This window comes from Bacillus sp. PK6-16 (assembly GCF_056530295.1).
The window spans coordinates 4,200,729-4,213,212 of sequence record NZ_CP096511.1; the positions used below are offsets into that span (position 1 = coordinate 4,200,729).

Consider the following 12,484-nt stretch of genomic DNA (forward strand, 5'->3'; position numbering starts at 1 on the left):
ATGTAAGAAAGTAGGAAGAATATCTTCTTTACTACTCGTATCAAATAGTTGTTTGAACACGCTCCGCTATTATATATACAAACTTCCGACTACATTTCATATGAGAAAAAGTTATTACGATAAACAAAGAAAAGTTCTCCTAAAATATCTTTTAGGAGAACTTTTCTTATTAATAGATTTTGTAATTTAAGAGTAAACACTCTTAAATTACAAAATCCTCCGGAATAAACACTTTCACTTCTTTCGGCTGTACGTATACGAAATCACCCGCTTGAATGTTCAACTGCTTGAACTGTTCTTTCGTAATTTCTGCTTCTAAATATTCATCTGTTCCGTCTCGTTTTAATTCTACATATACGATATTTCCGACTGCGTGAGAATAGGATACTTTTGCCGGGATTGCATCTATGCTTTGTTTCGTACGAGAGATTGATAAGTCATGTGGCCTTACGTAGGCTATTCCGTCTACGTTGGAAACGTGCTTATGCTCTGGTGCTTCTAGTTCGACCGATCCTACATTTAGCTTTCCTTTATGAACGCGGCCGTGAAATAAATTTACATTTCCTAAAAAGTCATATACAAACGGACTTGCTGGGTTTTCATATACTTCTTCCGGTGTTCCCATTTGTTCAATGCAGCCTTCATTCATTACAACGATGCGGTCTGCAACGTCTAACGCCTCTTCTTGATCATGTGTTACGAATACGCTCGTAATTTGAAATTCGTCATGTAATTTTCGGAGCCATCTGCGTAATTCTTTTCTCACCTTCGCATCGAGTGCACCGAACGGTTCATCGAGTAATAAAATTTTTGGTTCGACTGCAAGTGCCCGGGCTAGTGCAATACGTTGACGTTGTCCACCAGATAATTGCGCTGGATAACGTTTAGCAAAGCCATCCATTTTTACGAGCTTTAATAATTCTGTTACCTTTTCTTCTATCGCTTCTGCTGACGGTCTTAAGCTTTTCTTTCTTACTTTTAAACCGAAAGCGACATTCTCAAATACATTCATATGCTTAAAGAGCGCATAGTGCTGAAAGACGAAACCGACTTGCCTGTTTTTCACGTGAATGTCTGTTAAATCTTCTCCATCAAATGAAATAGAGCCTCCATCCGCTTCTTCTAATCCTGCAATAATGCGTAATAACGTCGTTTTCCCAGAACCTGACGGGCCTAATAAGGCAACAAGTTCGCCTTTTGGAATATCCAAATGAATGTCTGTTAGTGCTTGAAATGTACCATATTGCTTTGATACACCTTGAATTTGAATACTCACCGTAATCCCCCTCTTATTGTCGTTTTTCCATTCGCCATTCAATCCAGTTTTTTATAACGAGTGTAAACACTGCAATTAATGACATTAACGTCGCTACTGCAAATGCTGCTGAAAATTGATATTCATTGTACAAAATTTCAATATGGAGCGGCATCGTGTTCGTAATACCGCGCACGTGACCTGATACGACAGAAACGGCTCCAAACTCACCGATAGCACGGGCATTACATAGAATCATGCCGTATAAAAGACCCCATTTGATATTCGGAAGCGTAACGCGCCAAAACATTTTCCAGCCACTTGCGCCAAGTGATAAAGCTGCCTCTTCTTCACTTTTCCCTTGCGCCTGCATAATCGGAATTAATTCACGTGCAACGAACGGGAAGGTTACAAAGATTGTTGCGATAATAATGCCTGGTACAGAGAAAATGAGTTTCACTCCATGTTCAAGTAACCATTCGCCAAGAGCACCCCTCGGTGTGAAAAGTAAAACGAATACTAATCCTGCGATAACTGGCGACACAGCAAACGGCAGTTCAATAAGAGAGAGTAATACTTGTTTTCCTTTAAACTGAAACTTTGTAATAAGCCACGCGGCCGCTATCCCAAATATCGTATTAAGCGGCACAACGATTAACGCAACGAGAAGCGTTAACCTAATTGCTGAAAATGCTTCTTGATCAGTGATAGCGGCAAAGTATACATCCATCCCTCTTTCAAAGGCTTTTAGAAAAATAGTTATGAGTGGCAGTAATAGAAAGAGAGATAAAAATAAAACTGTAATCGTAATTAATACGCCTGGTACAAGCTTAGATTCTTTTTTAGCTGATACGCTTTTTACTATTTTCTTTTCTAATACTGTTGGTTCCATTTTCTCTCCCCCTATTCACTTTTTAGTTCATGCCTTCTACTCCAGCTTTGAATCATATTAATAAGAAGAAGGAAAAGGAGAGAAATAATAAGCATCACGGTCGCTACAGCTGTTGCCCCCGCGTAATCATATTGTTCTAGTTTCGTCATAATCATCAGTGGTGCAATTTCTGTTTTCATCGGCATATTACCTGCGATGAAAACGACAGATCCGTATTCTCCTAATGCTCTTGCAAATGCAAGTGAAAAACCGGCAAGAAGAGCGGGAAAGATTTCTGGTAAAATGATTTTCACAAATATTTGCAAGCGGGATGCACCTAAACTCGAAGCCGCCTCTTCTACTTCTTTATCAATATTTTGCAGCACTGGTTGCACCATTCGAACGACAAATGGTAAACCGATAAAAGTAAGCGCAACGATAATTCCGAGTGGTGTAAAAGCTACTTTTATATGAAACAGACTAAATATTTTCCCAATCCATCCATTTTCCGCATAAAGCGTTGTAAGTGTAATACCAGCTACAGCTGTCGGAAGTGCAAACGGTAAATCAATGAGTCCATCTAATAGTCGTTTCCCTGGAAATTTGTAGCGTACGAGCACCCATGCTATTAATAAACCAAAAATGGCATTTACAATAGCAGCTGCAAATGAAGTTGTAAAACTAACTTGATAGGAATGCAACACACGCTCGTTCGTTATAACCCCAGCGAACTTCTTCCAACCTAACTGTGAAGTTTGAATGAATACGATAGAAAGTGGTATAAGTACGAATAAACTCATGTACAACATTGTAAATCCAAGCGATAATCCAAACCCTGGTAAAACACGTTTCTTCCTCATCCTCTTTCACCTCATCCCCCTTTAGCAGTACGCATTATTTTTGATAAATTTTATCGAACACGCCGCCGTCATTAAAGTGTTTCTCTTGTGCTTTTTTCCAGCCACCAAATAGTTCATCTACCGTAAATAATTGAACTTTCGGAAATTGGGATGTGTATTTTTCTGCTACTTTTTCATTACGCGGACGATAAAAGTTTTTTGCCGCAATTTCCTGTCCTTTTTCTGAGTACAAATATTCAAGATACCCTTCTGCTACTTTTTTCGTTCCTTTTTTATCAACGACTTTATCTACAACCGCTACTGGTGGTTCTGCAAGTACACTAATAGAAGGAGTTACAATTTCAAATTTATCTTTTCCAAGCTCTTTTTGGGATAATAGCGCTTCATTTTCCCATGCGATTAATACGTCACCAATTCCTTTTTCAACAAATGTTGTCGTTGCTCCGCGCGCTCCTGAATCTAATACTTCTACGTTTTTATAAATTTGGCTAACAAACTCTTTCGCCTTATCTTCACTATTATTATATTTTTTCAATGCGTATCCCCACGCCGCTAAATAGTTCCAACGTGCTCCGCCTGATGTTTTTGGATTTGGTGTAATGACAGACACACCTTTTTTCGTTAAATCATCCCAGTCTTTAATTCCTTTCGGGTTTCCTTTTCGAACAAGAAATACAATTGTTGACGTGTATGGAGTGGAATTATTCGCAAGTCGCTTCTGCCAATCTTCTGCTAGTTGTTTTTTCTTGCTAATGGCATCAATATCATAAGCAAGTGCTAGTGTAACAACGTCTGCTTCTAAGCCATCAATAACAGAGCGTGCTTGACTTCCAGATCCCCCGTGTGATTGTTTTACATTTACTGTTTGCCCATGCTTCTCTTTCCAATACTTCGCAAAATCTTTATTGAAATCTTGATATAACTCCCTCGTTGGATCATAAGAAACATTTAAAAGCTCAACTGTTTTTTTATCTCCACTTCCTTCAGAATTACTAGTGGATGTTGCCGAACCACACCCTGATAAAAGTACAACTGCTGATAATAAAACACCTGTACTTTTCATAAACGCTGTCTTACCCCACTTTTTCATTGTTAAGCCCCCTTAGTTTATACAATAGAAAAAGGCACACAATATATTCACAAATGTGAACATTGTGCGCCTTCAGTTTATCTGATTAGCTTCTAATGTATTGTATTCGATTTCTTTTCATTTTAATTCTGTAATTCATATGTGTCAACTTGGAATTTGAATTTTCTTACTAAACTAAAATATTGGCATACTTCGAGCCCAATGATTTTTCAAATCAGCAAATTCTTTTGGTAACTTACTATTTTCATTCCATTCTAATTTATATGCATTTACTAACACCGTAGCCATTGATTCACAGTCCACTACTCCATTTTGATTAAAATTACCGTTCTTATCACTTTCAGAGTTCATTTCATCCATAATATCACAAATAAGATATTGCACTCGCCGTAAGCGTTAATTCCTTCTGTTCTACGTATATCTCCTCCTTGTTGGTCATATGAAGGTTTAAATATATGGCACCACCGCTTAATCAATACATAAAAATGAGGCAACCACCTTCAAAGATGGTTGCCTCATTTTTACACTTGCATCGCTTTCTCTCTCAATGCTCTTCTTAACAACTTACCAGTCGTATTCTTCGGTAATTCTATTAAAAACTCAATACTTTTCGGCACTTTATATTTCGCTAAATGTAATGTACAGTAATGCATTAGTTCTTCTTCTGTTACGTTCGTTTGTTTCAGAACGACGTAAGCTCGCACTGCTTCTCCTAAGTTTTCATCAGGAACACCGATTACAACAACTTCCGCTACTGATTCGTGCGTATATAATACTTCTTCTACTTCACGAGGGTATACGTTATAACCGCCAACTAAGACGATATCTTTTTTACGATCAACGATATAGAAGTAACCTTCTTCATCCATTTTCGCCAAGTCACCTGTATATAGCCAGCCGTCTTTCAATGTCGCAGCTGTATCTTCTGGTGCATTATAGTATCCTTTCATAACGTTAGGTCCGCGAACGATTAATTCGCCGACTGCGCCGACAGGTACTTCTTCTCCAAGTTCATTTACAATTTTATTTTCTACATGCCAAATATTTGTGCCAATCGACCCTGGTTTACGAGGACGATCTAGCGGATTGAAACAAGTAACTGGTGATGCTTCTGATAAACCGTATCCTTCTGAAACAATAACGTTAAAACGTTTTTCAAAGTTTTGTAGAAGAGCAACAGGCATCGATGCGCCACCGGAAATACAAAGACGAAGCGTCTTCACATCTTCTGCACTTGCTTCTTCAAATAAATATAAATAATTGTACATCGTCGGTACGCCAGCAAAGATCGTTGGTTCATACGTACGACAAATACGGAATACTTCTTTCGGACTAAATTTCGGTAACATTAAAATCGTTGCCCCGTTCACAATCGGTGCATTTACCGCAACTGTTAAACAGAATACATGGAACATAGGCAGTGCCGCAACAACACGGTCATCAGCCGTATATTGTAAATACGAAGCCACATCGCTCGCATTACTATATAAATTTTTATGTGTAAGCATAGCGCCTTTCGGTTTTCCAGTTGTGCCCGAAGTGTATAGGATAACCGCTACATCTTCTTCATCTAGTTCAGGACCTTCGTAAGTTGTATCTCCAGTCCCCACAAAACTAGTAAACGTTTTCATTTTTTCGGTTTCTGTATGGTTAAAATCTGATGAGGTTTCGCATATGATGATGTTTTCTAATGAAGGAAGTCTTGTTGTAAGAGATTGTATAACAGGTAGAAGGACGTCGAGTACGATGATTGTTTTTACATCTCCATTTTGTAAAATATAATGCATTTCGTCTGCTGTATAAATTGGATTAACTGGAATAACAGTTGCTCCGGCTTTCATTGTTCCGTATAAACCGACCAAAAAATGTGGTGAGTTCCCAACAACTAATGCGACATTGTCCCCTTTTCCAATGCCCATTTCTGCTAAATTGCCAGAAAACCTTGTGACCATTTTGTTTAATTGGTCATATGAGACCGACTGATCCATAAATATATAAGCCGGTTTATCCCCCTTCTTTTTTGCCGTTTCAGCCAAAGATTGAACGAGATTCACAAAAACCCCACCTTTATAAAATTTAGAATATTTAAAAATTCTAAATTAATTATATTAAAAGAAAATTAAAGTGGCAAGTGATATTCTATTAACTGCATATAGACAGACTACCTACTCTTAGTTTACTTTGGAAGAATAAGGGGATTTTATTTGTAAGTAATTTATGAAACTAGACCAGAAATCATTTTAGGATAATATGCATTCATCTTTTCTCTAAGTTTATTAAATTCCTCTTTATTTAACGTCGTATGCTCGCCGTGCAAGTTAAGAGCTTCCGCTCCATCTTCATGAAAATACACCGTAACATATAACGTCGGTAACCCTGTATTGTCTTCATCTATTGATAAGATGACATCTGGTGTTTTATTAACAGTGCTGAATGTTTCATTTCTTTTCCACTTCTTATTTTGAAACATGTCTTGTATATCATGTATCTTTCGTTTGTTATCTGTATGCGTAAAATATATAACATTATCCTCCGCTGGTTTTCCGATAGACAAAATTGTACGACTTGAGGGCGATCCACTGCTACACGCTGTCATTCCGACGACGAAGCTGAGTAATAATACAACGTACATTACCCTTTTCATTTCGATTCGCCTCCTTTTGAATATATATATTCCTTTACGAGGGGCAAATGTCCTGTGATTTTATGTTTTTTGGTAAATGAAATTATATGAGCGATTTTTCAGTTATATCAGCGCAACTCAATTTATATCGGCGATTTTCTAAATATATCAGCGCAACTCGGTTTATATCGGCGATTTTTCAAATATATCGACTTACCGACAAAACCTGACAATCTACGCAAAAAGAAAGAGGCTGCCCGTTATGGAAGCCTCCCTCATTTTTAGAAGAATAAATGTAAGAAATCTTCTGTTGTAATGTTACCGAAGTAGCGTGCAATATCTACGCCTTCTAAAGCTGCAGTGAATGCATCTTTATCGAACTGAACGCCTGTTAGACGCTCTTCGATATCATGAACATCTAATGAACCGAAGAAGTCGCCGTAAATTTTACATTCTGTTACTGTTCCTTTTTTCACTTCAAGACGAACATCAACTTGTCCAACTGGGAAGCGGTGTGAATGTTGTAAGTTGAACTTCGGTGATTTTCCGTAGTTCCAATCCCAATTTTGGTAACGTTCTTCAGAAAGTTTGTGGATCTCTTTCCAATCATTTTCTGTTAATTCATACGTTGGGATTTCTGTTTCTCCTTCGAAAATTGTTTCTAGAAGAAGTTGTCTAAACTCCTCTGTCGTCATTTCTTCGTTTAGGAACTCTGTAATGTTCGCAACGCGGCTACGGATTGACTTAATTCCTTTTGATTGAATCTTATCCATTTTTACTTTTAACGCTGATACGACGTGATCGATTTCAGAGTCAAATAGTAACGTACCGTGGCTGAACATACGACCTTTCGTTGCGAACTGTGCGTTACCTGAAATTTTTCTACCTTCAGCTAAAATGTCGTTACGACCACTTAGTTCTGCATTTACGCCTAATTTACTAAGCGCTTTCGTTACAGGCTCTGTGAATTTTTTGAAGTTGCTGAAACTGTCTCCATCATCTTTCGTAATAAAACTGAAGTTTAAGTTTCCTAAATCATGATATACTGCGCCTCCGCCTGATAGACGACGAACGACATGAATACCTTTTTCTTTTACGTAATCTGCATTAATTTCTTCTACTGTGTTTTGGTTTTTACCAATGATAATCGAAGGCTCATTAATGTAAAACAGTAAATATGTTTCGTTAATATCTAAATTTTTCACACAATATTCTTCAATCGCTAAGTTTATTCTAGGGTCTGTAATTCCTTTATTATCAATAAATAACATCGTATCACCTCATGAGTTCCATACGTAGCCACTATGCGCTAGCGTAATGTGACCACTGAAAATTTGTTTTGCTTCTGTTACTAAATCAGATGGGTTGCCTGTATGCGGTAAGTGCGTTAATAAAAGTTCTTTTACATTCGCATCTTTTGCAATACTTGCTACTTCTGTACTATTCATATGCCCTGCTTTTGCAGCCTCTTGATGTGCATACATATTACACTCACAAATGAAAAGATCAGCATCTTTTGTGAATGGAATGAATTCAGGAATATAACTTGAATCAGCGCTGTATACTACAGCATCATCTCCAGCTGTAATACGCATCGCAAAGCATGTAACAGGATGAACAGTTTTTAAGAATGAAATCGAGAACGGTCCAATTTGAAGTGTTTCTTCTGGATTGTACGGGATTCCTTTCGTATGCGGTTCATGCGTTAAAGAATGGAATCCATTCTCATCAAATGTATGACCGTATATTGGTAGTTCTGGTAGTTGCCTTGTTGTCGCACTCGTAATTAGTCTCGCATATTGCAATACCCCAATGTCTGCAACATGATCATGATGATAGTGCGACAGTACAACTGCATCTATATCAGACGGTGTTATATATTTTTGAAGCTGTGCTAGTACACCACTACCACAGTCTACAAGTAAACGAAAACCATCGTGTTCAAACAAATACCCCGACGTTGCTTCTCCCGCTTCTGGAAAGCCGCCCCAAAAGCCGACAACAGTCATTTTCATATGTATCCATCCTTTCTAAAACCGAGTAGAAATGCATGTTTTGCTTACATCCTACATTGTTAACTATAATCCATTTCCTAAACTTTTTCATTAATTTTCAATTTTGTTATAAAACAGTTGTTGACTTTTATTTTTTGTACTAATACAATGATAGTAAGAAATGGAAATGGAGGGATTGACATGATCGATCAACCAATGGAGTTTTTCAGAAATTTACCGACGAAAACTTGTGCGCACTGCGGGAAAGAAATTGATGAGCAGCACGAAGCATACCATAACAAATGTGATGATTGCGTTCACGAAGAATAGTAGTTTGTGAACATAAAAAAAACCTAGCAGACATAGTCTACTAGGCTAATAACATCTTATCCTTCATCGTTGAACCTTTCACCAAGAGCTCCAGTTCAAACTCATACAATTCTTTTTTTCGATAATTTTTCGTATGGATTTTATCCATCATTAGGTCGACAACTTTTCGGGCCATTTCATCAATTGGCTGTTCAATTGTCGTAATACCTGGTTCTGTAATCTGCGATAATATTTGATTATCAAAACCGATAACAGCGAGATCATCTGGAATGCTCCAGTTATGGCGTTTCGCCTCTGAGATAATTCCAGCTGCTACCTCATCGCCTCCTGCCAAAATCGCGGTAGGATTTTTTTTGTCCTTTAATACTTCATGGAATATTCGTTTTCCATCTTCCCAAGAGAAAGCGTTTTCAAGAAAGTCAATCGCTTCTACTTGGCGGCTCTTCTCAGTTATTGCACGTAAAAAGCCCATTTTTCGCTGCTGGCTAACGACTTTGGTTTCGTTACCACGGCAAAAAATAAGATTACGATATCCTTGATCTAACACATGCTTCGCAGCTATGTATGCTCCTTGCGCATGATCAAATTTCACTGTTGGAATATTTGCTTCCTCAATATATTCATTACACAACACGATTGGACCGTGCTGTAAGTATGGCTCTACATCTTCCCACGGATTTTCTAGTGAACATAGAATAATCCCATCTACTTGTTTCGTAGATAATAATTGTAAATACTCCATCTCTTTTTCCGGTAAATACCTTGTTTGACAAATAATCAGTTTATATTTATGTTCAGAAGCAGCAATCTCGATTGCTTCGATAAATCTACTGAAGAAAGGATTTGTAATCCTTGGAACGAGCACCGCAATTGTTTCCGTTTTTTGTTTACGAAGCCTTCTCGCCGCAGAATTAGGAACGAAGCCTAAATGCTTCATTGCTAATTGAACCCTTTTTTTCTTCTCATCTGAAACATATGGATGATTATTAATCACCCTAGAAACCGTTGTCCTTGATAACCCCGCTAATTTCGCCACGTCCTCTATAGTCGACACGAAATTCTCCCCCTTTGAATGAAAACGTTTTCTTAAATTGATTATATAGTATATTATTGGAAACTGCAATATCGGTTGTTATGATTTTACTATATTAATATTATACATAGGTAAAAGTCTGTTAATGCAGGGGAATTTATACTGCTTTTAGAAGTTTACAGTAGGTATATTTATAAAAATTTGAAGGTGATATTCCATGAATCGGACAGATCGTTTATTAGCTATATTAATTGAATTACAAAGAAGACAAACTGTTACAGCACAAAGCTTGGCTAAAAAATTCGAAACTAGTATAAGAACTATTTATCGAGATATGGATGCACTTAACGAATCGGGTGTTCCTATTTATTCAATGCCTGGCTAGGGCTATTCATTAATGGATGGTTATTTCTTACCACCCATTCAGCTTACGCCTGAAGAGGCTGTTACTCTTTTATTAGGCGGTGATTATATCGAGAAAACTTTCACTTCTTCTTTTTCTGTACATGCACGATCAGCAAAAGAGAAACTTGAAATTGTTCTCCCTGCTGATCAACAAAAGAAAGCCCGGGAATTACGAGGAACTTTTCGTTTTCTTTCTCCTATATTTTCGCAGCAACAACCTGAACAAAAAAAACTTGAAAACCAACTGATTCTGTTGCAAGAATCTATACAAAAAGAACAAGCTGTCTCTTTTTCTTATCGTAAACCGAGGGAAAATACAAAAATGCAGCGGACCGTCCATCCTTACGGCTTAGTCAATATTTCAGGAATTTGGTACATCGTTGCACATTGCTTACTTCGAAAACAAATACGCAATTTTCGTTTAGATCGTATGGATACGTTACAGCAAGAACAAGAATTCTTTACAAAGCCAAAAGACTTTTCTTTACAAAACTATAAACCTGAAAGCAATCGGACTGTTACGGTTCATTTACTATTTCCATCACATATTGCGCATAAGATTATTGAATCCCGCTACTTTTTTATAGATTCATACGAGCATAGAGATAGCAGTTTTCACGTTTTTTTGAAATCAAGAAACATAGACGAAGTATTTCAGTGGGTATTGAGCTGGGGAAGCCAAGTGAAAGTACTTGAGCCAAAAATTCTTTCTGAGAAAATTCGTGATGAAGCAAAAAAAATGTTAAAACTTTAATTTCACTACTGACATAATGTTGTCAGTAGCCATCCTTTATATTAGGTATTAACAAATACATTTTTATAAAAAGGAGTTAACACTATGAAGAAATTTGAGGAGTTAGCAACGTATTACATAGAGGAATTAGAAAAGTACTCTATAGAGCAATTTAGGATGAAGCCTTCTAGTGAGGAATGGTCTCTTGGTCAAATGTATAATCATTTAATTGCCTCCACATACATGCAGTTAAATGCAATCACAAAATGTAAAATAGAAACACCATCAATAACTAACATAAAAACAGAGATGGGTGAAAAAGTATATAAACTTGGTGCTTTCCCAAATATACAAATTAAAGTACCAAATCATCCTGGATATACACCTGGAAATCCAGCCACCAAAGAAGAAATGCAGAAACAATTTCTAGAATTAATTACAATTGTAAAAAATACAGAGCTAACACTTTCTTCTATTCCAAGTGATTGTAAAGTCGAACATCCTGGGCTTGGTTACTTAAATGCAATAGAATGGTTTCAACTTATTTCTATGCATTTTGCTCATCATCTTCGTCAGAAAGAAAGATTGGAACTTAAGATTCGCTAAATTTTAACATTTTCACTAAAAAGAGACTGCCAATATTGGCAGTCTCTTCACTAAAATATGTACCGCCTATACAATTACTCATAAATTCCCACTTTCTATCAATAGAATACTTCTCTTTTTTATTCAATATAAAACCCCATCAATACGTCATCTCCATATGATCCATCTTCATATTTAATTTGCTTTCGTTGTCTACCTTCTTCTACAAAGCCCATACGTTTGTACACTTTAATTGCCCGATCATTAACAGAAACTACACCTAAACAAATTTTCTCTAAACCTTTCTGCCCTTTCGCCCATCTAATAAGAAATTCAATTAATTTCGTGCCTATGCCTTGATTACAATACGCCTCTTTAATCCCCATTCCCATTGTGCCTGCATGTTGTAACCGTTCTAGTTCATATCGGTTGAAAATTAAAAAGCCAACTACCTTCCCATCTACTTCATACACGATATAAAGATTACCTTTCTCATTACTTTTCCGTATCTTTTCTCTTTCTGCATTCATATCATTCGGTAACTTCTTTGGGGATACTATGAAAAATTTTGTAGTAGTTTCCGATAATATAATTTCTTTTCTAATATTCATAATTGCTTCTGCATCAGTCTCTTTTACTAACCGTATCATTGAATCACCTCGTACTTTTTCTTTTTAAAAATAATATTACAACTATAAAACGGCC

Annotated in this window: 13 protein-coding genes and 1 pseudogene; 3 read left to right on the plus strand and 11 right to left on the minus strand. The window is 36.9% G+C overall.

Translation table 11 applies throughout. The annotated features are described in order from the left end of the window. Positions 1 to 202: 202 nt before the first annotated feature. From M1D66_RS21565 to M1D66_RS21605, 9 genes are all read right to left on the minus strand, one after another. A complete protein-coding gene (locus M1D66_RS21565; RefSeq protein WP_000027093.1) occupies positions 203 to 1,276 on the minus strand; it encodes a sulfate/molybdate ABC transporter ATP-binding protein in 1,074 nt (357 codons plus the stop codon). Between the two features lie 13 nt (positions 1,277 to 1,289). Further along, positions 1,290 to 2,147 (minus strand): sulfate ABC transporter permease subunit CysW, encoded by an 858-nt coding sequence (gene cysW / locus M1D66_RS21570; RefSeq protein ID WP_000433861.1) that lies wholly within the window; start codon positions 2,145 to 2,147, stop codon positions 1,290 to 1,292. 11 nt (positions 2,148 to 2,158) lie between these two features. Next, positions 2,159 to 2,986 carry a sulfate ABC transporter permease subunit CysT gene (gene cysT, locus M1D66_RS21575; protein ID WP_001227879.1) on the minus strand — a complete coding sequence of 276 codons (828 nt, stop codon included), beginning with the start codon at positions 2,984 to 2,986 and terminating at the stop codon, positions 2,159 to 2,161. A gap of 34 nt (positions 2,987 to 3,020) precedes the next feature. Further along, entirely contained in the window at positions 3,021 to 4,076 is a 1,056-nt protein-coding gene (locus M1D66_RS21580) for a sulfate ABC transporter substrate-binding protein (protein WP_000758703.1), read from the minus strand. Between the two features lie 174 nt (positions 4,077 to 4,250). Continuing rightward, positions 4,251 to 4,427, minus strand: coding sequence for a hypothetical protein (locus M1D66_RS21585; RefSeq protein ID WP_043936635.1), 177 nt, complete (start codon positions 4,425 to 4,427; stop codon positions 4,251 to 4,253). Between the two features lie 170 nt (positions 4,428 to 4,597). Next, positions 4,598 to 6,130: a fatty acid--CoA ligase family protein gene (locus M1D66_RS21590; RefSeq protein WP_006916060.1), complete on the minus strand. Its 1,533-nt coding sequence runs from the start codon at positions 6,128 to 6,130 to the stop codon at positions 4,598 to 4,600. 161 nt (positions 6,131 to 6,291) lie between these two features. After that, on the minus strand, positions 6,292 to 6,720 hold the full coding sequence (locus M1D66_RS21595) for a hypothetical protein (protein ID WP_242554788.1): 429 nt from the start codon (positions 6,718 to 6,720) through the stop codon (positions 6,292 to 6,294). 260 nt (positions 6,721 to 6,980) lie between these two features. Next, the gene (gene lplA / locus M1D66_RS21600) at positions 6,981 to 7,970 is read right to left on the minus strand and encodes a lipoate--protein ligase (RefSeq protein ID WP_000897277.1); all 990 of its coding nucleotides are present in this window, start codon (positions 7,968 to 7,970) and stop codon (positions 6,981 to 6,983) included. A gap of 9 nt (positions 7,971 to 7,979) precedes the next feature. Then, complete coding sequence (locus tag M1D66_RS21605) at positions 7,980 to 8,714, minus strand: MBL fold metallo-hydrolase (RefSeq protein ID WP_016122068.1); 735 nt, start codon at positions 8,712 to 8,714, stop codon at positions 7,980 to 7,982. Positions 8,715 to 8,894: 180 nt separating this feature from the next. Between M1D66_RS21605 and yhfH the strand changes: the two genes are divergently transcribed. Next, positions 8,895 to 9,023, plus strand: a complete 129-nt coding sequence (gene yhfH, locus M1D66_RS21610; protein WP_000567010.1) for a protein YhfH — start codon at positions 8,895 to 8,897, stop codon at positions 9,021 to 9,023. Between the two features lie 40 nt (positions 9,024 to 9,063). Here yhfH and M1D66_RS21615 read toward each other — a convergent pair whose 3' ends face one another. Next, positions 9,064 to 10,077 carry a LacI family DNA-binding transcriptional regulator gene (locus tag M1D66_RS21615; RefSeq protein WP_000103715.1) on the minus strand — a complete coding sequence of 338 codons (1,014 nt, stop codon included), beginning with the start codon at positions 10,075 to 10,077 and terminating at the stop codon, positions 9,064 to 9,066. 196 nt (positions 10,078 to 10,273) lie between these two features. Between M1D66_RS21615 and M1D66_RS21620 the strand changes: the two are divergent. Together M1D66_RS21620 and M1D66_RS21625 are read left to right on the plus strand one after the other, a co-directional pair. Beyond that, positions 10,274 to 11,215: pseudogene (locus tag M1D66_RS21620) on the plus strand (helix-turn-helix transcriptional regulator). An 84-nt stretch (positions 11,216 to 11,299) separates the two neighbouring features. Further along, the gene (locus M1D66_RS21625; RefSeq protein ID WP_242554789.1) at positions 11,300 to 11,800 is read left to right on the plus strand and encodes a DinB family protein; all 501 of its coding nucleotides are present in this window, start codon (positions 11,300 to 11,302) and stop codon (positions 11,798 to 11,800) included. 119 nt (positions 11,801 to 11,919) lie between these two features. On the opposite strand, the gene M1D66_RS21630 is transcribed toward M1D66_RS21625, so the two are convergent. Further along, positions 11,920 to 12,429, minus strand: coding sequence for a GNAT family N-acetyltransferase (locus tag M1D66_RS21630; protein ID WP_000620466.1), 510 nt, complete (start codon positions 12,427 to 12,429; stop codon positions 11,920 to 11,922). Positions 12,430 to 12,484 lie beyond the last annotated feature (55 nt).